General features: G+C 74.0%; 23 protein-coding genes and 1 tRNA gene. 5 read left to right on the top strand and 19 right to left on the bottom strand.

Features of this window, described 5'->3' with window-relative positions; all coding sequences use genetic code 11:
* A partial coding sequence (locus tag J1M38_RS05810; protein WP_241246504.1) for a rhomboid family intramembrane serine protease occupies positions 1 to 621 on the top strand: 621 nt, incomplete at its 5' end.
* On the opposite strand, the gene J1M38_RS05805 is transcribed toward J1M38_RS05810, so the two are convergent.
* On the bottom strand, positions 600 to 1373 hold the full coding sequence (locus J1M38_RS05805; protein ID WP_041105013.1) for an isoprenyl transferase: 774 nt from the start codon (positions 1371 to 1373) through the stop codon (positions 600 to 602). The genes J1M38_RS05810 and J1M38_RS05805 overlap by 22 nt on opposite strands.
* A 105-nt stretch (positions 1374 to 1478) precedes the next feature.
* Between J1M38_RS05805 and J1M38_RS05800 the strand changes: the two genes are divergently transcribed.
* On the top strand, positions 1479 to 2198 hold the full coding sequence (locus J1M38_RS05800) for a hemolysin III family protein (RefSeq protein WP_036334246.1): 720 nt from the start codon (positions 1479 to 1481) through the stop codon (positions 2196 to 2198).
* 156 nt (positions 2199 to 2354) lie between these two features.
* Here J1M38_RS05800 and J1M38_RS05795 read toward each other — a convergent pair whose 3' ends face one another.
* Positions 2355 to 2759 (bottom strand): hypothetical protein, encoded by a 405-nt coding sequence (locus J1M38_RS05795; RefSeq protein ID WP_036384966.1) that lies wholly within the window; start codon positions 2757 to 2759, stop codon positions 2355 to 2357.
* Positions 2760 to 2807: 48 nt separating this feature from the next.
* The gene (gene mca, locus J1M38_RS05790) at positions 2808 to 3800 is read right to left on the bottom strand and encodes a mycothiol conjugate amidase Mca (protein WP_081097734.1); all 993 of its coding nucleotides are present in this window, start codon (positions 3798 to 3800) and stop codon (positions 2808 to 2810) included.
* 115 nt (positions 3801 to 3915) lie between these two features.
* Here mca and J1M38_RS05785 point away from each other — a divergent pair, with 115 nt between their 5' ends.
* The 3 genes from J1M38_RS05785 (at position 3916) to J1M38_RS05775 (ending at position 5850) form a co-directional block, all read left to right on the top strand.
* Complete coding sequence (locus tag J1M38_RS05785) at positions 3916 to 4362, top strand: DUF4307 domain-containing protein (RefSeq protein ID WP_036316331.1); 447 nt, start codon at positions 3916 to 3918, stop codon at positions 4360 to 4362.
* A gap of 258 nt (positions 4363 to 4620) precedes the next feature.
* The gene (gene greA, locus J1M38_RS05780; RefSeq protein ID WP_060973861.1) at positions 4621 to 5115 is read left to right on the top strand and encodes a transcription elongation factor GreA; all 495 of its coding nucleotides are present in this window, start codon (positions 4621 to 4623) and stop codon (positions 5113 to 5115) included.
* A gap of 96 nt (positions 5116 to 5211) precedes the next feature.
* On the top strand, positions 5212 to 5850 hold the full coding sequence (locus J1M38_RS05775) for a GPP34 family phosphoprotein (protein WP_061866917.1): 639 nt from the start codon (positions 5212 to 5214) through the stop codon (positions 5848 to 5850).
* Positions 5851 to 5860: 10 nt separating this feature from the next.
* On the opposite strand, the gene ilvA is transcribed toward J1M38_RS05775, so the two are convergent.
* The 16 genes from ilvA to J1M38_RS05695 form a co-directional block, all read right to left on the bottom strand.
* Positions 5861 to 7192 (bottom strand): threonine ammonia-lyase, encoded by a 1332-nt coding sequence (ilvA, locus tag J1M38_RS05770; RefSeq protein WP_061866918.1) that lies wholly within the window; start codon positions 7190 to 7192, stop codon positions 5861 to 5863.
* Entirely contained in the window at positions 7192 to 8409 is a 1218-nt protein-coding gene (locus J1M38_RS05765; RefSeq protein WP_061866919.1) for an AI-2E family transporter, read from the bottom strand. The genes ilvA and J1M38_RS05765 overlap by 1 nt, the downstream gene beginning before the upstream one ends.
* The gene (locus tag J1M38_RS05760) at positions 8406 to 9377 is read right to left on the bottom strand and encodes an aldose 1-epimerase family protein (RefSeq protein WP_061866920.1); all 972 of its coding nucleotides are present in this window, start codon (positions 9375 to 9377) and stop codon (positions 8406 to 8408) included. Before J1M38_RS05760 ends, J1M38_RS05765 begins: the two co-directional genes overlap by 4 nt.
* Before the next feature lie 121 nt (positions 9378 to 9498).
* The gene (locus J1M38_RS05755) at positions 9499 to 10374 is read right to left on the bottom strand and encodes a Bax inhibitor-1/YccA family protein (RefSeq protein ID WP_036384970.1); all 876 of its coding nucleotides are present in this window, start codon (positions 10372 to 10374) and stop codon (positions 9499 to 9501) included.
* A 184-nt stretch (positions 10375 to 10558) separates the two neighbouring features.
* A tRNA-Leu gene (locus J1M38_RS05750) sits at positions 10559 to 10635 on the bottom strand.
* A gap of 91 nt (positions 10636 to 10726) precedes the next feature.
* Positions 10727 to 12142 carry an NAD(P)/FAD-dependent oxidoreductase gene (locus J1M38_RS05745; RefSeq protein WP_036316342.1) on the bottom strand — a complete coding sequence of 472 codons (1416 nt, stop codon included), beginning with the start codon at positions 12140 to 12142 and terminating at the stop codon, positions 10727 to 10729.
* A 53-nt stretch (positions 12143 to 12195) separates the two neighbouring features.
* The gene (locus J1M38_RS12235; RefSeq protein ID WP_069941636.1) at positions 12196 to 13794 is read right to left on the bottom strand and encodes a DUF501 domain-containing protein; all 1599 of its coding nucleotides are present in this window, start codon (positions 13792 to 13794) and stop codon (positions 12196 to 12198) included.
* A gap of 16 nt (positions 13795 to 13810) precedes the next feature.
* Positions 13811 to 14482 (bottom strand): septum formation initiator family protein, encoded by a 672-nt coding sequence (locus tag J1M38_RS05735; protein WP_206501198.1) that lies wholly within the window; start codon positions 14480 to 14482, stop codon positions 13811 to 13813.
* A gap of 136 nt (positions 14483 to 14618) precedes the next feature.
* On the bottom strand, positions 14619 to 15896 hold the full coding sequence (eno, locus tag J1M38_RS05730; protein ID WP_002856553.1) for a phosphopyruvate hydratase: 1278 nt from the start codon (positions 15894 to 15896) through the stop codon (positions 14619 to 14621).
* Between the two features lie 177 nt (positions 15897 to 16073).
* Entirely contained in the window at positions 16074 to 16880 is an 807-nt protein-coding gene (locus J1M38_RS05725; protein ID WP_061866923.1) for a MazG nucleotide pyrophosphohydrolase domain-containing protein, read from the bottom strand.
* A 7-nt stretch (positions 16881 to 16887) separates the two neighbouring features.
* Positions 16888 to 18099 (bottom strand): adenosine deaminase, encoded by a 1212-nt coding sequence (locus J1M38_RS05720; RefSeq protein WP_036384864.1) that lies wholly within the window; start codon positions 18097 to 18099, stop codon positions 16888 to 16890.
* 24 nt (positions 18100 to 18123) lie between these two features.
* Positions 18124 to 18771 (bottom strand): DedA family protein, encoded by a 648-nt coding sequence (locus J1M38_RS05715; protein ID WP_061866924.1) that lies wholly within the window; start codon positions 18769 to 18771, stop codon positions 18124 to 18126.
* Positions 18772 to 18775: 4 nt separating this feature from the next.
* The gene (locus J1M38_RS05710) at positions 18776 to 20110 is read right to left on the bottom strand and encodes a thymidine phosphorylase (protein WP_061866925.1); all 1335 of its coding nucleotides are present in this window, start codon (positions 20108 to 20110) and stop codon (positions 18776 to 18778) included.
* A gap of 74 nt (positions 20111 to 20184) precedes the next feature.
* A complete protein-coding gene (locus J1M38_RS05705) occupies positions 20185 to 20616 on the bottom strand; it encodes a cytidine deaminase (RefSeq protein ID WP_010079337.1) in 432 nt (143 codons plus the stop codon).
* A 2-nt stretch (positions 20617 to 20618) separates the two neighbouring features.
* Complete coding sequence (locus J1M38_RS05700) at positions 20619 to 21926, bottom strand: ABC transporter permease (protein ID WP_061866926.1); 1308 nt, start codon at positions 21924 to 21926, stop codon at positions 20619 to 20621.
* A partial coding sequence (locus J1M38_RS05695; RefSeq protein WP_206501197.1) for an ABC transporter permease occupies positions 21923 to 23291 on the bottom strand: 1369 nt, incomplete at its 5' end. The genes J1M38_RS05695 and J1M38_RS05700, both read right to left, overlap by 4 nt.

The following is a 23291-nucleotide window of genomic DNA, read 5'->3' as shown; positions in this document are numbered from 1 at the left end:
CTGCCCGATCTGCCGGGCAGCCCGGCCCCCGCCCCGACCCTGGCCGAGCGCGCCGGCGGCCGCCTGCTGGGCGCCGTCGCGCCCACCGCCATGCTGATCGCGGCCATGTGGGTCGCGCAGTTCGTGCTGATCTTCCTCGGCCGGGTGATCATCCCCGGCGTGGGCCTGATCCCGCGGCGCCTCGCCGGCCTCGACGGGGTCCTGTTCTCCCCTGTGCTGCACGCCGGCTGGGCCCACCTGATCGGCAACACGACGGCGCTGCTCGTCCTCGGCCCGCTGGCCGCCCTGGTCTCACGCCGGCCGGTGGCCCTGCTCGTCTGCGCCTGGCTGGGCTCGGGCCTGCTGACCTGGGTGATCGGCACCCCGGGCGTGCACATCGGCGCCTCCGGGATCGTGTACGTGCTGATCGCGTTCCTGATCGTCTACGGGATCGCGGTGCGGCGGTTCGGGGCGGTCGTCGTCTCCGTCCTCGTCGCGCTCACGCACCTGGGCTCGAGCCTGATCGGCCTGCTGCCGGCCCCCGGCATCTCGTGGACCGGCCACCTGGCCGGGGCCGTCGTCGGGGTGCTGCTGGGCCTGTGGTGGGGCCGCGCCGACCGTCAGGTGCCGAACCGGCGCTGACGACTGCCGTAGTCGCGCAGGGCACGCAGGAAGTCGACCTTGCGGAACGCGGGCCACATGGCCTCGCAGAAGTAGAACTCCGAGTACGCGGACTGCCAGAGCAGGAACCCGGAGAGCCGCTGCTCCCCGGACGTGCGGATGACCAGGTCCGGGTCCGGCTGGCCGCGCGTGTAGAGCCGGTCCGCGATCTGCTCGACGGTGACGGACTCGGCCACCTCCGCCGCGCTGTGGCCCAGGGCGTGCTCGTCCCGCAGCAGCTCGCGCACGGCGTCGAGGATCTCCTGGCGGCCCCCGTAGCCCACGGCCACGTTCACGTGCACGCCGTCGTGGCCCTTGGTCTGCTCGGCCACCTCGGCGAGCCGTCGCGCCATGGGCTCGGGGAGCAGGTCCACCGCGCCGACCGGCTGTACGCACACGGGGGCGCGGCCCTCGGCCGGCTGGGCGAGGCGCTCCGCCGTCGTCTGGATGATCTCCAGGAGCGGGGCGAGCTCCTCCGCCGGGCGCCGCAGGTTCTCGGTGGAGAGCATGTAGAGCGTGACCACGGGGATGCCGGCCTCGTCGCACCAGCCGATGAAGTCCAGGATGCGCTCGGCGCCGGCCTGGTGGCCCTGCTGCGTGGACGCCCCGAACGCGCGGGCCCAGCGACGGTTGCCGTCCACCAGCACACCGATGTGCCGGGGCAGCCGCTCCGGGTCCAGGCCACGCGTCAGCCGCCGCTCGTACAGGCGGTAGAAGGCCTCGGGTCGACCCACGGCGCGCTCCCCTCTCGGACGGTCCTGCGAGCCTCCAGGATACGCGCGCGACACACAGCGACCATCCCGTGCCCCGGCCCCGGGCCGACCGACGACAATGGAGGCATGGACCCCGTGACACCCCTCCCCGACGCCGACGCCGCCCGCCGCCTGCGCTGGCGCATCGAGCGCATCCGCGACCCCGAGCATCCGCTGTACAAGCCCCGACTGCGGGGCTGGACCCACGCGGTCATGGCGCCGCTGACGCTCGCGGCCGGCATCGTGCTCATCGTGCTCGCGCCGACCGCGACGCTGCGGTGGGCCAGCGCGGTCTACGCCGTGACGGGCCTGCTGCTGTTCGCGGTCTCGGCGACGTACCACCTGGTGCAGTGGAACGAGGTGGTCTCCCGTGTCCTCAAGCGGCTGGACCACACGAACATCATGCTGGTCATCGCCGGCACCTACACGCCGCTCTCCCTGGCCCTGCTGCCTCCGGACCGGGCGCGTGTGCTGCTCACCCTGGTATGGGTGGGGGCCGTGGCCGGCGTCGGGTTCCGGGTGCTGTGGACGGACGCCCCGCGCTGGCTCTACACGCCGGTGTACGTGGTGCTGGGGCTGGCGGCGCTGCTGTACCTGGGCGACTTCTTCGCCGCGGATGCGGCGGCGGGGTGGCTGATCGTGGCCGGCGGCGTCGCGTACATCACGGGCGCGGTCTTCTACGCGCTGCAGGCCCCCACGATCCACCGCGAGTGGTTCGGCTTCCACGAGCTGTTCCACGCCTTCACGGTGGCCGGCTTCGTGTGCCACGCCGTCGCCATCTACCGGGCGGTGCTCGTCGTCGCCTGAGCGTGTCGAGGAAGGGGGTCTGCGCCCCGCCGGGCAGCGCCGAGGCCCGCAGACGCGCCGCTACGGTCATGCCGTAGCGGCGCGTCTGCGGGCCTCAAGGGTTCGGGCGTGGAGTCTCCGGCGTCGAGTCTCGGGCGTGCACGGGCCCGACGACGGTCAGTCGCGTCCGGTGTCCGGGGCCTGGGGCTCCGGGGCCGGCTCCTGGAGGTACCCGGGGTACTTCTCCTGCAGGCGGCGCAGCCGGTCCTCGGAGTCCGCGTCCAGGTGCTCGCCGCCCGCGCGGACCTCGTCCGGCAGGTGCTGCTGATGGCGCTCCACGAGCATGGCCTCGGCCTCCGGGGAACGCTGCTGGACGCGGCGCACCGAGCGGACCATGACGCGGAGGACGATGATCGCCATGACCACCATGAGCGCGGTGAACAGGAACCCCTCGATGCCGGGGGTGACCTCCGCCTCCTCGAGCCCGGGGCGCAGCGTCGGCTCCGGGACGGCGGGCACCGGCGCGGGGCTCGCGGCCGCGAGCGCGGTGAGGACGAGGGGAAGGCCAGACAGGGGTGTCACGCCGCCCCACTCTACCGGCCCCGGCCGCACGGCCCGAGCCGGGGCGGCTCAGCGCAGGCCGGCGAAGAGGTCGTGCTCCGGCAGCTCGGAGGGCACGCGCGAGTCGATCAGCGCGAAGTCCTCCCACGGCCAGGCGCGCCGCTGCAGGTCGTGGGGCGCGTCGAAGAACATGCCGTCGGGGTCGATCTGGGTGCGATGCGCCCGCAGGGCGGCGTCGCGCTCGTCGAGGAAGCCGGTGACGTCCACCTGCGTGGTGACGTCGTGGTCCGCGGTGACCCACGGCGGGATGACCTCCGGGTCGGGCACGTCCTCCCCGGCTTCGCGGCGGCGCAGCACCTCGCGCATCGCGTCCATCGCGTCGAACATCATCAGGCGTCGGGCGAACGGCACGTCCTCGCCGTCGGCCTCGGCCACCGCGGCCATCGTGCGGAACTTCCGCGGGTTGAAGCCGCAGTCGTAGTAGACCTTCGAGACCTCCCAGGCGGGCCCGGCCTCGGGGTACTCGTCGGCGAGGCCCGCGGCCCGGTACGCCTCCATCGTCACGGCGTGGGCCTGCAGGTGGTCCGGGTGGGGGTAGCCGCCGACCTCGTCGTAGGAGATGAGCACGTGCGGGCGGAACCGGCGCACGAGCGAGATCAGCGGGGCCGCCGCATCCCGGAGCGGGACCTCGGCGAAGCAGTTCGCCGGGAGGGCCGGCAGCGGATCCCCCTCGGGCAGGCCCGAGTCGAGGAAGCCGAGCCAGGCGTGCCGGATGCCGAGGATGCGCGCGGCCTCCGCCATCTCCTCGCGGCGCACGGCCGCGATGTCCCGGTCCGCCCGGGTGGTGTCCCCGAACGACGGGTTGAGCAGGGTGCCGGCCTCGCCGCCGGTGCACGTGACGACCATGACCTCGGCCCCGGCCGCCGCGTAGGCGGCCATGGTGCCGGCCCCCTTCGAGGACTCGTCGTCCGGGTGGGCGTGCACCGCCATGAGACGCAGCCCGGTGGAGGGCGGCAGGGCGGTGCCTGCGGCCGGCTGGGCCTGGGGGGTCTGATCGGTCACGGGGATCGCACACTCCTGTCCGGATGGCGGGGCCGCCGCGGGGGCGGCGGCGTGAGGGGTCCAGGCCGACGTCGTCATCGGCCTCCGGCGGCGGGCAGCGGCTAGGGTGGAGGGGATGTCTCACCACGCCCCCGCGGTCCGCGCGCAGGACCCCACATTAGCCAACCGGTACGGCACGAACCACACGCGTCCGGGCCGTCGTCGGCTGTGGGCGGGCCTCGGCGGGCTCGGGCTGGTCGTGGCCGTGCTGCTGTCCGTGTGGATCGGCCTGAACATGTCCGTGGGCGCCATCGAGTACAAGGACGTCGGCTTCACCATCGAGGACGACGGCCACGCGACCGTCACCTTCCAGGCCTCCGTCCCGGAGGGCGTGCAGGCCGAGTGCGATGTGCTCGTCACCGACTCCCACGCCGCCCCCGTCGGCTTCCGCACCGTCCGCCTGGAGACCCTGCCGGCCGACCGGCGGGACTCCCCCTCGGACGCGCAGCAGCGCTACACCGTGGACGTGCGCACCGTGGTGCGGGGCGACTCCGGCATCGTCGAGACCTGCCGCAAGGTCTGAGCCCTCCCGGAGTGCTCCGCCCTCGGCGTAGCGGCCGCCGTTGGTGTGACGCACGCCGCCCGGATAGACTCGTCGGAGCATTCCCGCCCCGCCGGTGAGTCAGGCAGGCGTCGCACGGAGCCCTCGGGTCACGCGCGTCCTCCTGGTCGGCGGGGTCTTTCGCATGCGGGCGCGTCCGCCGGACGCGGATCGCGCACCGGATACGGTGCGCCGCGCCCCGGACTCCGCATCACCCGAGACAGAAAGGCGGAACAGAGCATGACCACCAGCCAGTCCGACGCCCCGTGGCTGACCCAGGAGGCGTACGATCGCCTCTCCAAGGAGCTCGAGTACATCTCCGGTCCCGGCCGTCAGGAGATCATCGAGCGCATCGAGGCCGCCCGCGATGAGGGCGACCTCAAGGAGAACGGCGGCTACCACGCCGCCCGCGAGGAGCAGTCGAAGAACGAGGGCCGCATCGCCGAGCTGAAGCACCTGCTCGAGACCGCCCGCGTGGGCGAGGCCGCCGAGAACGACGGCGCCGTGCACCCGGGCACCGTGGTGACCGCCGTCGTCGCAGGCGACGAGATGACCTTCCTCTTCGGCAACCGCGAGATCGCCGCGGACGACGAGTCGCTCGAGGTCTACTCCGAGCGCTCCCCGCTCGGCGAGGCCATCAACGGCGCCAAGAAGGGCGACAAGGTCTCCTACACCGCCCCGAACGGCAAGGACATCAAGGTCGAGGTCAAGGACGTCCAGCCCTACTCCGGCTGACCCTGCCCGGCTCCGACGGCGGCCGCGGTCCCCTCCAGGGGCCGCGGCCGTCGTCCGTCCCGGGTCCCACCGCGCCCCCGTTGCTACTCTGGCCCCATGCTGACCGTCGAGAAGGCACACCTGCTGCTCACCCGCGAGGACGGGCTCTCCGAGAGCCCCTCCCACCACCGCGTGGCCCTCGCGGCCGCCGCGCTGGCCGACCACCGCTCCGCCGGGATCGTGACCCTCGAGGACGTCCCCGTGGACCGGGCCCGCGTGCTCGTGACCGCGGCCGGCACCACCGGCGACCCCGTCCTGGACTCCTCCCTCGGACAGGTCGACGCCCTGGCCGGCCGACCGCTCGTGTCCACTGTGGCGGCCGGCAAGCCGGACCTGCGCAAGGCCGTCGTCGCCCATCTGACCGAGACCGGCCGCCTCACCGAGCGCAAGGCCTTCCTGGCCACCCGGCACGTCCCCCGGGGCACCGAGCGCACCGAGCTGCTGGCGCACCTGACCGCCGTGGTCCTCGACGAGGCCGAGCCCGCCGACGAGGACGTGCTCCTGCTCGGCGTGCTGCAGCACCTCAACCTCGCCCGACGCCTGCTGCCGGGCTCCCACGAGCGCTACGACCGCCGCGAGATGGTCCGCCGCATCGAGACACTGACGCGCGAGGACCTCCTGGTCCAGGCCGTGCGCCGCGCGGTGGGCGGGACCTCCGGCACCGTCACCGCGGCCGCCGCCGGCTCCGCGGCCTGAGCCGGCCCGGTCAGGGCAGCGGGGCCGGGCTGTAACCGGCCGCGCGCAACGCCTCCAGGACCTGGGCGGAGTGCTCGGCGCCGCGGGTCTCCATGTCGATCGTGATGTGCGCGCCGCCCATGGACAGCTCCGGGCCGACGCGGGTGTGGTCCACGCGCACCACGTTGGCGTCCGTGTCCGCGATGATCCGTGAGATCGTGGCCAGCTCGCCCGGGCGGTCCCGCAGCGGGATGCGCACGGTCATATAGCGCCCCGCGGCCGACAGTCCGGCCTGGATGGACTTCAGCATGAGCATCGGATCGATGTTCCCGCCGGAGAGGATCACGGCGGTGGTGCCGAGCTCGAAGCCCAGGTCCGCCGTGCGGCCCGCCAGCAGGGCGGCCACCCCGACGGCGCCCGCCGGCTCCACGACGAGCTTGGAGCGCTCGAGGAGGTGGACGAGGGCCGCGGCGATCTCGTCGTCCGTGACGGTCACGACGGCGTCCACCAGCTCGGCGGCGATCCGCAGCGGCAGGGCCCCGGGCCTGCCGACGGCGATGCCGTCCGCGATGGTGGACACGCTCTCCAGCACCTGGACGCGGCCCTCCTCGAGGGAGCCGGGGAACGCGGCGGCGGTGGCCGCCTGCACGCCGATGACGCGCACCGTGCGCCCACGACGCCGGGCGGCCTCCTTGAGGGCCACGGCCGTGCCGGCGATGAGCCCCCCGCCGCCGATGCCCATGATCACGGTGTCCACGTCCGGCAGCACGTCGAGGATCTCGAGGCCGACGGTGCCCTGGCCCGCGATCACGGCCGGGTCGTCGAACGGCGGGATGAACACGGCACCGGTCTCCGTGGCCCACCGCTGCGCCTCGGCGAGGGACTCGTCCACGGTGGAGCCGTGCAGGACGACCTCGGCGCCGTGGTCCCGGGTGGCCTGCAGCTTGGGCAGGGCGACGCCGTGCGGCATGAAGATGCGGGCGCGGATGCCGAGCTTGGCGGCCGCGAGGGCGACGCCCTGGGCGTGGTTGCCGGCCGAGGCGGCCACGACGCCGCGGCCGCGCTCCTCCTCGCTCAGCTGCGCCATCCGCACGTAGGCGCCGCGGACCTTGAACGAGCCGGCCCGCTGCAAATTCTCGCACTTCAGGTGCACGTCCGTGCCCACGGCCCGGGAGAGCGCCCGGGAGTGCTGCAGCGGGGAGAGCTCGGCGATCCCGCGCAGCGTCTCGCGCGCCCGCTCGATCTCCTCGAGGGTGACGGGCAGCGCCGTCGGGGCCGGCGGGCCGCCGGCGGGCCGCACCCACCGGGGCGACGGCGTCGGGACGGTCCGGTCCGGGGTGTCCGTGGCCTGCGCCGCGCCCATCAGGCGCCGTCCCCGTGCCGGGTGCCCGCGTCGGCCTCGGAGGCGAGGGCGGCGTCCTCGTGCGTCGAGGGGCGGTACCGGTGGGAGCCGGCCGCCTCGTCCTCCGCGCCGCCCGGTTCGAGGGCGTGGTCCGTCCGCTCCGTGAGCTCCTCGGGGGTGTCGGCGGTGAGGGCGCGGACGAAGCTGTTCACGAAGGCCAGCACCGGCACGGCGAACACGGCGCCCGCCAGGCCGAGGACGGTGGAGCCGGCGGCGACGGCCAGGAACACGGCCAGCGGGTGCAGCGCGACGGCCTTGCCCATCACGAGCGGCTGCAGGACGTTCGACTCGATCTGCTGCACGAGCAGCACCACGCCCAGCATGAGCAGCGCGTTGACCAGGCCGTTGGACATCAAGGCCAGGAGCACCGCCATCGCGCCGGTCAGGGTGGCGCCGATCATCGGGATGAACGAGGCCAGGAACACGAGCACGGCCAGCGGGATGGCCAGCGGCACCCCGAGGATCAGGGCGCCGATGCCGATGCCGACGGCGTCGATGAACGCCACGAAGATCTGGACCCGCACGTAGGAGCCGAGGGACTGCCAGCCGGAGCGGCCCGCGCGGCCCACGGTGGCCCGGTGCGCCTTCGGCACGAAGATCAGCAGGAAGCGCCAGATGCGGTCGCCGTCGTAGAGGAAGAAGATCAGGGAGAACAGGGCGATGAACAGGCCCGCACCGATGTTGACGGCCGTGGAGCCGAACGAGACGGCGCTGTTCATGACCGTGGCGGAGTTGTCCCGCAGCGTCTGCCACAGGCCCTCCAGCCCGGCACCGGAACGGGGGATCTCCACGCCCACGCCGGCCAGCCAGGCGATCGCGTCGTCGACGGCCTGGCCCAGTTGGCCGCCCAGTTGGGCGAAGCCCTGGACGATCTGCTGACCGGCGAGCCCCATGAGGCCCACCACGACGACGACCAGCAGCAGCACGCACAGCAGGGCGGCCGCGACGCCCGGCACCTTGATGCGCCGCATCGCCTGGAACACCGGGGCCAGCAGGGTGGCCAGCAGCGCGGCCACGAGGATCGGGATCACCACGAGGCTCACGAAGCCCAGCAGGTACACCACGACGCCGATGCCGATGACGACGGCCACCAGCCGCCAGGACCAGGCCGCGGCCACCGTCAGCCCGTAGGGCACGTCCTTGTCGATCTTGGTCTGGGCCGCCAGGGTCGAGCTCACGCGCGATCCTCCTCGTGTGGGTGGTCGGGGACATGGGGGGTCAGACCCCACTGGACGCTCCAGCGGGCGTGCGGGGCGAGCCGGTGCAGGCCCTCCCCCGAGTTCAGGGCGTCCGCGGGAGCGGTGAGCGGCTCCACCGCTAGTGCCGTGTCACGGCCGGGCAGCCGGTCCGTGACGAAGACGTGGGTGTAGGCGAACGCGTGGTCGGTCCACAGGGTCACGGCGCGGCCGTCCGCGGCGAGCAGGGTCTGGCGGTGCCGGCCGTCGGCGTCCGGGGTCAGGCCGGTGAGGCACACGTCCAGGGCGGCCTCGCCCACGGCCCGGCCGCGGCGGAAGTCCAGGTCGGTGCCGTCCACCGGCAGGGTCTCCACGGGGATGAGGTCCTCCCCCGTGCGGATCCAGGCGTCCGCGGGCACGCGCAGGCTCAGCTCCGCCGTCGGGACGTCCCCGATCCGCAGGAACGGGTGGGAGCCGACCGCCACGGGCACGGTGGCGTCCGTGTGGTTCTGCACCTCGGCGGTGACGGTGAGGCCGCCGTCCGCCTCGAGCTCGTACGTGACGCGGTGGGTGAGCCGGAACGGCCAGCCGTGCTGGGGGTGGATCTCACCGCGCAGGGTCACCGCGTGGGCGGAGAACGTCTCGGTGACGAAGTGGGTGTTGCGCAGCAGGCCGTGGCTGGCGTGGCCGCGCGCGGGTTCGGTGACGTCCAGGCGCTGCTCGACGCCGTCCAGGATCCAGCGGGCGCCGGCGACGCGGTTCGGCCACGGGCTCATCTGGATGCCGTTGGCGGCGGGCGGGACCACGTCCTGGCCGTACGGCTCGGTCAGGTCCACGCCGCCCACGCGGTACCTGCGCAGGGCACCGGCCAGGCCGACGACGACGGCCTCCGCGGACCCGCGGTGCAGGCGGTGCTGGGTGCCGGTGGCGTCCGGAGCCCCGAAGGCGGGCAGGTCGCTGGTCTCGGTCACGAAACCTCCTGAGTGGCGGCGAGGGACCCCCTCAATCTACGCCCTCGCGGACGCAGACCGCCCCGGCCCTGTGCAGGACCGGGGCGGCGGTGCGGGTCTCCGTGCGGGGACGGGGCGCCGGTCAGTCGTTGCCGCGCAGGATGGCGACGATGCGCAGGATCTCGATGTACAGCCAGATCAGGGTCACGGTCAGGCCGAAGGCCACGGACCAGGAGTACTTCTGCGGGGCGCCGTTCTTCACGCCCACGGCGGCCATCTCGAAGTCCATCGTCAGCGAGTACGCGGCGAGCAGCACGGCGATCGCGCCGATGATCAGGCCCAGGCCGCCCTCACGCATGTTGCCGATGCCGGTCCAGGTGAGGACCAGGTTGACGAGCATGAAGACGAGGTAGCCGATCATGGCGCCCATGACGATCTTCGTCATGCGCGGGGTCGGGCGGAACTTGCCCGAGGTGTAGAGCGCCAGCATCACCGCGAACACGGAGAAGGTGCCGAGCACGGCCTGCACCACGATGCCCGGGTAGGCGCCCTCGAAGAACGCCGAGATGCCGCCCAGGAACAGGCCCTGCGCCACGGCGTAGGCCATGATCAGCACGGGCGAGGGCTCGCGCTTGAACGCGTTGACCAGGCCCAGCACGAGGCCGGCGATCGCGCCGATGATCATCAGGCCCGGCGAGAACCAGCCCACGGCGCCCGCCACCACGACGAGCACGAGCATCAGGCCGGTCTTGCCGACGACGTCGTTGAAGGTCATCCGGCCGGTCTGCTCCGGGCCGGCGGAGGGCGCGCGGAAGGCGTCCTCCATGGACTGCTGGTGCGCGTACTGCTGGGCCGCCTGGCCGGCGCCGAACGCCTGGGCCTGGCCGTACGGGCTCTGCTGCTGGCCGTACGGGGACTGCGCGGACTGCTGCCCGCCCTGGTACCAACCGGGCTGCGCCTGTCCGCCGCCCTGCATCTGCTGCTGGAAGTTCTGAGAGTTCATGACCGGATTCGCCACGGCTCACTCCTTCGGGTCGAGTCGGCCCGGTCGCACGCCGCCGCAGTGAGCCGCGTTCGTGCCCCGGGGTTCAGCACGATCCTATCGGGAGGTCTGTGTCCGCGCGCGGGGTCGGAGCGTGGATCCGCGCCGGTTCACCGGCTGTTCACGGTGGGCGCAGAAGCGAGGCGCGCGGGGAGACGCGTGGTGCCCCCGGCGGGACTCGAACCCGCAACACGCCGATTTTAAGTCGGCCGCCTCTGCCAGTTGGGCCACGGGGGCGTGGCGGGCCCGTGGACGCGGGCCCGGGTGCGGACGACGCCGGCCCCGCCCGATGCGCTCGGACGGGGCCGGCGGCCCGCTGGCTGCGGGATCAGCCCTTCGAGGACTCGAGGGCCCGCTGCCGCTCGAAGCGGCCGGGCTCGAGCTCGACGCCCGCGGCGCGGCGGAACGGGTTGAACGGGGTGTCCAGGCCCGCCACCGAGGTGGAGTCACGGCCGAACAGGGTCTCGGCGACCCAGCCGGACAGGATGCGGAACTTCCGCTCCAGGGTGGGCATCGCGTAGCCGTGGTAGCCGCGGTGGGCCAGGAACGCCGGGATGCCGGCGATCTTGGTGCCCAGCGGGTTGCCCACGCCGCGGCCGAAGCCCAGCCCCGCCACGGTGCCCAGGGACTTGTGCACGTACTCCTGCACCTCGCCCTCGCCGTGGCGCACGGCCATGTAGTTGGCGGCCAGACGCTTGGCCTGACGGATGGCGTGCTGGGCGTTCGGGACGCAGAAGCCGCCCGGGCCGGCCCCGGTCAGGTCCGGCACGGCGGAGACGTCGCCGCAGGCCCACGCACCCTCGAGCGCGCCGGCCTCGCCGTCCTTGATCTGCAGGGTGGGGGTGGCCTCCACGCGGCCGCGGTCGTCCACCGGAAAGTCGGTGCTCTTGACCACGGAGTTGGCCACCACGCCGGCGCACCACACGAGGGTGTCCGCCGCGAAGGTCTCCGCCTCCTCCTTGGAGGGCATGGCCACGAGCTTCATGACGCCGTCCGTGGCGTCGCCCAGCGAGGTGTTGAGCAGGACCTCGATGCCGCGGTCCTTCAGGTGCTCCACCACGCCCTGGGCCTGCTCCTCGGAGACCTCGGGCATGATGCGGCCCATGGCCTCGACGAGGACGATCCGGATCTCCGACTGGGAGAGGCGCTCGTTGCGCTCCACGGCGTTGCGGATGAGGTTCTCCATCTCCGCGATGGCCTCGATCCCGGCGAAGCCGCCGCCCACCACCACGAAGGTCAGGGCACGCTTGCGCTCCTCGGCGTCCGTCATCAGGGAACCGGCGTCCAGGCGCTCCAGGATCTGGTTGCGCAGCTGGACGGCCTCCTCGACCGAGCGCAGACCGATGCCCTGCTCGCCCAGACCCGGGATCGGGAACACGCGGGTCACGGCGCCCGCGGTCATCACGATGTCCTGGTACGGGATCTCGAACTCGTCGCCGCCCTCGCCGCGCACCACGGCGGTGCGGCCGGCGTGGTCCACGGACACGACGGCGCCGCGGACGACCTCGGCGTCCTTGAGGTGCGTCTGCAGGTCCACGTTCACGTGGCGGCCCTCGATGTGGCCGCCCACGACCTCGGGCAGGAACGGGTAGTACGTCATGTACGGTCGGGGGTCGACGACGGTCACGACGCCGCCGCGCTCGGCGACCTTCTTCTGCAGCTCGCGGGCGACATGGAACCCGGCGTAGCCGCCGCCGACGATCAGCAGGCGCGGCTTGGGAGACAGTTCAGGGGTGAGAGACATACCGCCAGTCTACGCACGCACGGGCCCGGCCCCTCCACTCTCCGCCGTCGTGGTCAGGACCGCAGCGAGAGCACGATCCCGTCCAGGATGTCGTGCTCGCTCGCCCAGGCCTCGGTGACGCCCGCGACCTCGGCCACCCGCTCCAGGACGGTGCTCCACAGCAGCGCGCCCGCGCCGATCACGTCCACCCGTCCCGGGTGCATGAACCCCCGCTCGGCGCGTTCGGCCCGGGTCGCCGCCACGAGGCCCTCCGCCGCCGCGCGGAACTCGGCGATCGGCAGGCGCGCACCGTGGATGGCCTCGGGCTCGTACGTGCTGAGCCCGAGGGCCTCGGCGGTCACGGTGGTCACCGAGCCGGCCACGCCGACCACGCGCGCCACGCGTTCCAGCGGCAGGCGGGCGGCGGCGTCGTCGAGGAGACGGAGCGCGTCTGCGCGGGCCGCGGTGACCTCATCCGACGTCGGGGGGTCGGAGCGCAGATGACGCTCGGTGAACCGCACGCAGCCCATGTCCAGGCTGACCGCGCCCACGACCTCGCCCGCGGGCGTGCCGACGACCAGCTCGGTGGAGCCGCCGCCGAGGTCCACGACGAGCACGAGGTCCTCCGGGCCCAGGTCCGCGGTCTCGACGGCGGAGACGGCGCCCGGGAAGGACAGGCCGGCCTCCTCGGCGCCCGAGACGACCTCCGGCTCGACGCCGAGCCGCTCCCGGACGCCGTCGACGAACGCGGCCCGGTTGGAGACGTCCCGGCTGGCGGAGGTGGCCACGAACCGGACCCGGCCGGCGTGGTGGCGCTGGACCAGGCGGGCGTACTCGTCGACCGCCGCGAAGGTGCGCTCCAGCGCGGCGTCGGAGAACGCGCCGGTGGCGTCCACGCCCTCGCCCAGGCGCACCACGCGCATCTCGCGCACGACGTCGGCCAGCGGCGCCGCCGGGTCGGCCCCGGCGCCGGTGGTCTCGTCCGTCCCGGCCGGCCGGGAGATCAGCAGGCGGATGGAGTTCGTGCCGCAGTCCACGCCGGCCACCGTGACCTCCTTGAGCGCGGCGACGCGTTCGAGGTGCCTCACGTGCCGGGACAGGTCCTTCGTGGGCACCGCCGCGGCCTCGTCCCACGCGCCCTCGCACGCGCAGACCTCGGGCGTCCACCACGGGGCCACCAGGGCGATCGCCTCGTCCCCGAGCGGGTTCACCCCCGGCCCGGCCGCGAGCGCGTGGCCCACGAGGGCGTGCAGGCACTTCACGCGCTCGGGCATGCCGCCGGCCGAGACCCCGGCGATCTCCGGGACGGGCCCCGTGCCGGCCTCGGCCCCGACCCGGTCCCGCTCGGCGATGTAGGCCTCGTGCGCGGCGCGGTGCGCGGCGGCGAGCACGGGGTCCTGGGCGAGGCGGTCGTTCATGCGCGCCATCTCCCCGTCCGCCTCCACGCGCGAGACCGCCGCCGTCAGCACGGGGTGCGTCAGGTAGAAGGTCGTGGGGAACGGGATGCCGTTGGAGAGGCGCGGCGCGGTGGTCGCCACGAGGGGGTTGCCGCACACGCAGCGGGCGCCGATCTCCACGACGTCCCGGACCGGGCGGCCGAGCTGGCGGGACAGGGTGTCCAGGTCCTTCTCGGTGACGGTGCGGTCCTGGGCGGGGCGGGGGCTGACGGTCATGGTGTCCTCGGGGGACTCACTCGAGCCCGGCGCGGACGGCCGAGTCCCACAGGCCCTCGGCCCACGGCAGGCGGGTGTTGACGGTCTCGTCCGCGCCGGCGGCGGGCGTGTCCTCGGCCTCGGTGTCGGTCTCGGTCTCGGAGGGCCGCCCCGTCACGGAGTACAGGGTCTCCCCCGGCATGACCAGCTCGAGACGCTCACGCGCCTGCTGGGTCACGTAGGAGGGATCGTCCCACAGCTGGATCCGCCGCTCGTAGTCCTCGCGCTGAGCCTGCATGGCGGCGATCTCCTCGCGCGCGGCCGAGATCTCCAGCTGCTGGTTCAGGAACGCGCGCAGAGTGGGCGCCACCAGGACGGCGGCCACCAGCAGCACGGCGACGACGATGAGCGCGCGGCCCGTGATCTGCCGGGCCGGCACCGGCTCCGGCAGCGGGGCCCGACGGCGGGCGGCCGTGGCGCCGTCCAGGTGTCCGTGGTGACCGGCCTGGCGGCGCTCCTGGACGCTGTGCAGGTCGATGACCTCGGCGTCCGTCGCCGCGGGCGTCGGCGTGGTGGCCTCAGGGGTCGGCGTGGGCGCGTCCGCCTGCGGGGAGGCCGTCGTCGGGGCCGCCGGGGCCGCGACGGCGGGCCGGCGCGGGGCGCCCGTCGTCGGGTCGACACGGGGCACGCGGGGGCGGCGCGGACTCATCGCGGACTCCTTCGGACGCGTGGCGGGGACCCTCACAGCCTACTGCCCGCCCCTGGCAGGCTCCTGGCCGCCCCCGGGACGGGCGCGGGCCCGCCCGGAAGGATCCGAGCGGGCCCGCGCGTCGTCGTCGGGACGGTCAGCCGCGGAAGCGCGGGAAGGCGGAGCGGCCCGCGTAGACGGCGGCGTCGGCCAGGTCCTCCTCGATGCGCAGCAGCTGGTTGTACTTGGCCACGCGGTCCGAGCGGGCCGGGGCGCCGGTCTTGATCTGGCCGGCGTTGGTGGCCACCGCGAGGTCCGCGATGAACGTGTCCTCGGTCTCGCCCGAGCGGTGCGAGATCATGCAGTGGAACATGTGGCGCTGGGCCAGGGAGATCGCGTCGAAGGTCTCGGTCAGGGAGCCGATCTGGTTGACCTTCACGAGCAGGGCGTTGCCGGCCTTCTCGTCGATGCCGCGCTGCAGCCGCTCCACGTTGGTGACGAACAGGTCGTCGCCCACCAGCTGGACGCGATCGCCCAGCTGCGCCGTCAGGTGCTGCCAGCCGTCCCAGTCGTCCTCGTCGAGCGGGTCCTCGATGGAGACGATCGGGTAGTTGTCCACCAGCTCGGTGTAGTAGGCGGCCATCTCCTCGGCGGAGCGCTGCTGGCCCTCGAAGGTGTAGGAGCCCTTGTCGAAGAACTCGGAGGAGGCGACGTCCAGCGCCAGCGCGATGTCCTCGCCCAGGCGGTAGCCGGCCTTCGTCACGGCCTCGGCGATGAGGTCCAGGGCGGCGCGGTTGGACTCCAGGGACGGGGCGAACCCGCCCTCGTCGCCCAGGCCGGTGGACAGGCCCTTCTCCTGCAGCACGGACTTCAGGGCGTGGTAGACCTCGGTGCCCCAGCGCAGGGCCTCACGGAAGGACGGGGCGCCGATCGGGGCGATCATGAACTCCTGGATGTCCACGTTGGAGTCCGCGTGGGCGCCGCCGTTGAGGATGTTCATCATCGGCACGGGCAGCACGTGGGCGTTCGGGCCGCCCAGGTACTTGTAGAGCATGAGGTCGGAGGCCTGCGCGGCGGCCGCGGCGACGGCCATGGACACGCCCAGGATCGCGTTCGCGCCCAGCTTGCCCTTGTTGGGGGTGCCGTCCAGGTCCCGCATCGCACGGTCCACGGCGCGCTGGTCCGCGGCGAACTCGCCCTCGAGCTCCTCCGCGATGCCCTCGACGGCGGCGACGGCGTCCAGCACACCCTTGCCGCCGTAGCGCTTCTTGTCCCCGTCACGGCGCTCGACCGCCTCGAACTCGCCGGTGGACGCGCCCGAGGGCACGGCCGCGCGGCCCAGGGAGCCGTCGGTCAGCAGGACCTCCACCTCGACGGTGGGGTTGCCGCGCGAGTCGAGGATCTCGCGAGCGTGGATGGCGTCGATCAGGGCCATGGACGGGTCTCCTTCAATCGAAGTCGGAAGTCGTGCCCGCGGCGTGGACACGGCCTCAGCCTAGCGGGGACCTCAGGTTCCGGTCGGCCGCGCGCCGGCGACAAGACCGCCGTTCCCCCCTGCTGCGATGTCGCTGGGGCGCGGTCGGGACTGCGGCCGGGCCGGAGCGGCGTCGCGTCAGCCGGACGGACGCAGCGCCGACCAGTCCCCCGCACGCACCCGGGCCACCGTGGTGCGCAGGGCCCGTTCGGGGTCCAGCCCCGCCGCCCGGGCCCGACGCACCAGCGCGAACAGCTCCGCCCCGAGCGCGGCCTCGCCCGGCCACACCGCCGCCGGGCGCTCTCCCGCCTCGGCGGCCGGCGCCGGGACGTGCGCGGCGAGCGGGTCCGGCTCCTGCCGGGCCGCGCGGTCGACCACCTTCGCGGCGGCGGCCAGCGCCGGCAGCCGGGCCGGGATGCCGCCGACGTCGAGGCCCGGGCCGGTGCCGCCGTCGCCGTGGGCCGGGGCGGCGGACGAGAGCCCCGCGGCGGCCCGCTCCTGCGCCTTGACCCGCTCCCAGGCCAGCTCGACGGCCTCGGGCGTGACGGCGGCGAGCTCCTCGGCCGGGCGCAGGCCGCCCTCGGGAGTGAGCACGAGCGGGTTGCGCCGGATCATCTTGGCGGTGAGGGCGTCGGCCGCGTCGTCCAGGCGGAACCCGGCCGTCTCCGCCGGGGCGCCCGGCGCCCGGGAGACGGCGGCGTGCAGGACCACCTGGAACAGGACGTCCCCGAGCTCGGCGGCCAGGGCGGGGTACGCGCCGTCGGCCCGACGCGCGGGCACGTCGGCCCACGCGGCGGCGTCGCGGGACTCGATCTCCGCCACCGCCTCGTACGCCTCCTCCACGAGGTACTCGGCGAGGTCGGCGTGCGTGAGCGCGGCCGTCCACGGGCAGTGGTCGCGCAGGGCCTCGACCACCGCCACCAGACGGTCCACACTCGCGCTCACGGGCGGATCAGTCGTCCTCGTCCTCGTCGTCCAGCTCTTCGAGGACCGGGCCGACGGCGTCGCCGGAGATGACCTCGCCCCAGCCGGCCACGAGGATCTCGGCGAGGTCCTCGCGCTCGTCCACGGACAGGAAGGCGGCCTCGGCAGCGTTGAGCTGCAGGTCCAGCAGCTCGGAGAGCGAGTAGCCGAAGGTCTCGGCGAGCAGGTAGAGCTCGTCGGTCAGGGACACGTCCGAGACGAGCCGGTTGTCCGTGTTCACGGTGACGCGGAAGCCGAGCTGCACGAGCAGGTCGATGGGATGGCCCGCGATGCCCGCCGCGGCGTCCACCGCGCCGGTCTGCAGGTTCGAGGACGGGCAGACCTCCAAGGCGATCTGCCGGTCCCGCACCCACGCGGCGGTCTCGCCCAGGTCCACGATGCCGGTCAGCTCGTCCAGCTGCTCGCCGTCCTCGTCCACGCCGCCGTACTCCACCGAGATGTCCTCGGCCAGGCGCACGCCGTGGCCCAGGCGCAGGGCGCGGCCGTCCACGAGGGCCGAGCGGACGGAGTCCAGGCCGTCGCCCTCGCCCGCGTGCACGGTGACGGGCAGGTGGTGGGCGGCCAGCCACGTGAAGGTGTCGGCGAAGCGGGAGGGCGGGAACCCGGCCTCGGCGCCCGCGATGTCGAAGCCCACGACGCCGGCCTCGCGGTGGCGCACGGCCAGCTCGGCGATCTCCTGGGCCCGGTCGGCGTGCCGCATCGCGGTGACCAGCTGGCCCACGCGGATCACGTGGCCCGCGGCGTCGGCGGCCTCGACCGCCTCGTCCAGGCCGGCCTGCACGGCCTCGACGGCCTCGTCCAGGCTCAGCCCGCCGGCCAGGTGCTGCTCGGGGGCCCAGCGGATCTCGCCGTAGACGACGCCGTCGGCGACCAGGTCCTCGACGAACTCGCGGGCCACGCGGCGCAGCTGCTCGCGGGTCTGCATCACGGCGGTGGTCAGGGCGAAGACCTGCAGGTACTTCTCGAGGGACTCGCCGTTGGCGTGCTCGGCGATCCACTCGGCCAGGCCCTCGACGGTGTCCGCGGGGACCTCGACGCCGGCCTCGCGGGCCAGGTCGAGGACGGTGCCCACGCGCAGGCCGCCGTCGAGGTGGTCGTGGAGGGAGACCTTGGGCAGGACGGCCAGGTCGACCTCGAGCGGGGAGGGGGATGCGGTGTCCGGAAGCTGCGTCGTCGTCACGGGCGTCACTCTACGGCAGGGCGCTCAGCGCAGGGCCTCCTGCTCGGCCAGGGTGAGGCCCTTCACCCCGGCGCCCAGCCGGCGGCGCAGCAGGGCCTTGAGCAGACGGTCCAGCAACAGGCCCACGAGCGCGGCACCCGTCACGGAGACCGCGATCTGCAGCACCGGGTTCTCCAGCCACCCCGCGGTCAGGCGCGCGATCATGATCGAATACGCGGCCCAGCTGGCCGTGGAGAGCAGGTCCAGCGCCACGAACCGCACCGGCGGATAGCGGGTGGCGCCGGCGGTGAAGTTGAGGGCCACGCGGCCGCCGGGGATGAACCGGGCGGTGAACAGCAGCAGCGCGCCGTGACTGTGCAGGTGGTGCCGGGCGACCTCGACCGTGGCCCGCACCCGCCGCAGCCGCATCCACCGGAACCGCTCCACACCCACGGCACGGCCGATCCCGTACGCGGCCACGTCCCCCAGGAACGCGCCCGCGAAGCCGACCCCCCACAGCGCCCACAGGGAGAACGGGTGCCCGTCGCGGACGATCGCGCCGAGGGCCACCAGCACCGACTCCGACGGGAAGATCGGCACGATGCCGTCGAGCAGGCACAGCAGCAGCGTCAGTGGCAGGACCCACCACTGCGCGGAGGCGTGGAGGATCGCCTCCTCGAGCCACGCGAGCATCCGGTCAGCCGATCCGGTCCAGGATCACGGAGCGCTCGCGCAGGGTCCGGGCGGCGGCGTCGTCGAGCTCGCCGACGGCCCAGCCGCCGGCGAGCGCGGCCTTCGCCCGCTCGAAGCGCTCCGGCGTGTCCGTGTGGAGGGTCAGCACCTTCTGACCCCGGGCCACGCGCTCGCCGGGGCGCACGTGCACCTCGACGCCGGCCGCGGCCTGGACGGCCTGGCCCTGCCGCTCCCGCCCGGCGCCGAGGCGCCACGCGGCCAGGCCCACGGCCATCGCGTCCAGCTCGGTGAGGACGCCGTCCGTCTCCGCGACGACGTCCTCGCTGTGGGCCGCCGTCGGGAGGGCCGCGCGCGGGTCGCCGCCCTGGGCCTCGATCATCCGGTTCCACACGTCCATCGCCCGGCCGTTGGCCAGGTGCTCGGCCGGGTCCACGTCCGTGACCCCGGCGCCGGCGAGCATCGCGGCGGCGAGCGCCACGGTGAGCTCCACGACGTCGGCCGGGCCGCCGCCGGCGAGCACCTCCACCGACTCGCGGACCTCGAGGGCGTTGCCGGCCGTCCGGCCCAGGGGCACGGACATGTCCGTGAGCAGCGCCGAGGTGTCCACCCCGGCGTCCCGGCCGAGATCCACCATGGTCCGGGCCAGCTCGCGGGCGGACGCCTCGTCCTTCATGAACGCGCCCGAGCCGCACTTGACGTCCAGCACCAGGGCGCCGGTGCCCTCGGCGATCTTCTTGGACATGATCGAGGAGGCGATCAGCGGGATGGCCTCCACCGTGCCGGTGACGTCACGCAGGGCGTACAGGCGCTTGTCCGCCGGGGCCAGGCCCGAGCCGGCCGCGCAGATCACGGCGCCCACCTCGGAGAGCTGGCGCAGCATCGCCTCGTTGCTGAGGTCGGCCCGCCACCCGGGGATCGCCTCGAGCTTGTCCAGGGTGCCGCCGGTGTGCCCGAGGCCGCGGCCGGACAGCTGCGGCACCGCCACCCCGAAGGAGGCCACGAGCGGGGCCAGCGGCAGGGTGATCTTGTCCCCCACGCCGCCGGTGGAGTGCTTGTCCGCGGTGGCCAGGGGGCGGCCGTCCGGGGTGGTGAGCCCGCCGAAGTCCATGCGCTCACCCGAGGCGATCATCGCGTCCGTCCAGCGGGCGATCTCGGCGCGGTCCATGCCGTTGAGCAGGATCGCCATGGCCAGGGCGGACATCTGCTCGTCCGCCACCACGCCGCGGGTGTACGCGTCCACCACCCAGTCGATCTGCTCGGGGGACAGCGTCCCCCGGTCCCGCTTGGTGCGGATCACCTCGACGGCGTCGAAGGGCTCGGCCTGCGGCTGCGCGGTCATGGGGTTCTCCTCGGAGGACGGCTGCGACGGTCAGCCTCCGACTCTAGCGAGCGGGCCCGGGAGCGCGCCGCAGGTCAGGGACGGTCCGCCCGCTCCAGGTCGGCCGGGCCGAAGGCGTCCGGCAGCACCGCGTCGATCCCCCGCTCCCCCGCCGGGGTGAGCAGCACGAGCCCGGGGGCGCGGAACTCGTACAGCAGCTGGCGGCACCGCCCGCAGGGCATGGTGAGCACGCCCTCGCCGTCCACGCACACGAACGCGGCCAGTCGGCCGCCCCCGCCCATGCGCAGGTCGGCCAGCAGCGCGCACTCGGCGCACAGGGTCAGCCCGTAGGACGCGTTCTCGATGTTGCAGCCCGAGACGAGGCGGCCGTCGTCGGTGAGCGCGGCGGCGCCCACCCGGAACCCCGAGTAGGGCACGTAGGCGTGCTCCGTGGCGGCCAGGGCCGCGGCCCGCAGCCGGTCCCAGTCCACGCGCGGCGCCGTCGTCGTGTGCTGCCCGTCCGCCACGGCTACTCCTTCACGTACGGCACGCCCGAGGCGGCCGGGCCGCGCGAGCGGCCCACGAGGCCGGCCACGGCGAACACCGTGACGAGGTACGGGAGCATCGCCATGAACTGGCTCGGCACCGGGGTGCCGAGGATCGCCAGGACGTACTGCATGTTGGTGGCGAAGCCGAACAGCAGCGCCGCGAAGAACGCGCCGATCGGGTTCCAGCGGCCGAAGATCACGGCCGCGAGCGCGATGAAGCCCTGGCCCGCCGTCATCTCCTTGGTGAAGGACGACGCGGAGACGAGCGTGAAGAACGCCCCGCCCATGCCGGCCACCGCGCCGCCCAGCAGGACGGCGGCGTACCGCGTGCGGTTCACGTCGATGCCCACGGTGTCCGCGGCCTTGGGGTGCTCGCCCACGGCGCGCACGCGCAGGCCCCAGCGGGTGCGGAACAGGGCGAACCACAGCGCGATGACGAGCAGGTACATCGCGTAGCCCAGGATCGTCTGGTTGAACAGGATGGGCCCGAGCACGGGGATGTCCGCCAGGCCCGGGATCCGCAGGTTCGGGAAGTGCGGCGGCGCGTTGAGCTCGGTGTCCCCGCCCGTGAGGACGGTGGAGTACAGGAAGCTCGTCAGGCCGGCCACGAGCACGTTGAGCACGACGCCGACGATCACCTGGTTGACCAGGTACTTGATCGAGAACACGGCGAGCAGCCAGGACACGAGGACGCCGGCCACGATCGCGGCGGCCAGGCCCGCCCAGGGCGAGCCGGTGGCGGTGCCGACGACGGCGGCCGTGAACGCGCCCGCCAGCAGCTGACCCTCGATCGCGATGTTCACCACGCCCGAGCGCTCGGCCAGGATGCCGGCCATCGAGCCGAAGATCAGCGGGACGGCCAGCGCGAACGAGCCGGCGATCAGGCCGGTGAGGAACACGGTGGTGTTGTCCGCCGAGCCGATCACCCAGATGAGGAACGCGGCCACGAAGGCGACGGCGAACAGGGCCGCGGCCCAGCCGGGGGTGCGCCCCGAGCGCAGGGTCGCCAGCCAGGCCACCGCGGTCAGCAGCGCCATGAGCCCGACGAGCAGCCAGCCCCCCAGCACGGGGTCGGCGGTCAGGTCCGGGAGCACGACGGCGTCGGACGCGTTCGAGAGTCGGAAGGTCGCCGCCGCCTCGGGGGCGCCGAGGGCGAAGACGGCCAGGGCCAGCAGGGTCAGGATCGTCAGGGCGATCGGGGTGGTCCAGTGCCGGACCACGACCCGGGCGGGCTCGGCGGCCTCGGGGCGGACGACGTCGGCGTGGGGCCGGGCGGCGGTCGCGCTCATCGGGCGTCCCCCTTCTGCTCGTGCGGGCGGTGGGTCGGGGCCGTGTCCGTGGGTGCAGTGGTCGGAGCCTGCGGGTCCGCGACGGCGGCGGTCGCGGCCTCCTGGACGCCCGTGGACGGGGCGGCGGCGTGGCCGCCGGCGCCGGTCAGCGCGGCGCCGGCCACGGCGGGCTGGGTCACGGGGTCGGCCGCGCGGCGGGCGCGCGCGGCGCCCGGGGCGGGCAGCCGGAAGATGGCGCGCACCAGCGGCGGGGCCGCGATGAGCAGCACGATCACGGACTGCACCACGAGGACGATGTCGACCGGCACCCCGGTCTCGGTCTGCATGGTCACGCCGCCGGCGCGCAGGGCGCCGAAGAGCAGGCCCGCGAACAGCACGCCCACCGGGTGGGACCGGCCGAGCAGCGCCACCGTGATCGCGTCGAAGCCGAAGGACCCGGCCACGGAGGTGTTCAGCGTGCTCTCCGTGCCGGCCACGTGGGTGGCGCCGGCCAGGCCGGCGAGGCCGCCGGAGATCGCCATGGCGGCCAGGTAGGAGCCCTTGACGGAGATGCCGGCCGTGCGGGCGGCGTCCGGGTTGGCGCCCACGGCCCGCAGGCGGAAGCCGAGGGTGGAGCGCTGCATCAGCCACCACGTGAAGAGCACGGCCAGCAGCGCGACGAAGAAGCCCCAGTGCAGCCGGAAGTCGGTCCCCAGCAGCCGCGGGAACATGGCGGAGCGGTCCAGCGGCGCGGACACCGGGTTCGTGGTGCCGGGCGCCCGCAGGACGGGGGTGTTCAACAGGTAGGCGAGCAGGTTCACCGCCACGTAGTTGAGCATGATCGTGAGGATCACCTCGTGCGCGCCCGTCCAGGCCTTGAGCACGCCGACGACGGAGCCCCACAGCACGCCGCCGAGCACGCCCATCACGACGACGAGCAGCAGGTGCACGCCGGCCGGCAGGTGCAGGTGCACGCCGAACCACGCGGCGAACATGGCGCCGAAGATGAACTGACCCTGGCCGCCGATGTTGAACAGGCCCGCCCGGAAGGCGATGGCGATGCCCAGCGAGATGATGATCAGCGGGGTCGCCACGGTGAGGGTCTCGGTGAGCGGGTAGAGCATGCCCGTCGCGTCCGAGGCCCGGTAGTTGAAGACGGCGCCGCGGAACAGGGCCGCGAAGGCTCCGGCGAACGCGGCCCAGGCGGCGGAGAGCAGGTCGCCCGGGCGGGCGAAGAAGTAGCCGGCGGCGTCGCGGACGTCCTCGTCCACGGCGATGATCAGCAGGCCGGAGATCAGCAGGGACAGCAGGATCGCCAGGGCGGTGACCGTGCCGTTGCCCGAGAGGATCCGGCGCAGGGCGGAGTCGGCGGGGGCGGGCCGGGCG

It is taken from the genome of Micrococcus sp. KRD070, from assembly GCF_017168435.1.
GTDB lineage: Bacteria > Actinomycetota > Actinomycetes > Actinomycetales > Micrococcaceae > Micrococcus > Micrococcus luteus.
The sequence above is the reverse complement of the archived record's forward strand: the minus strand, read 5'-3'. Positions and strand labels throughout refer to the sequence as shown.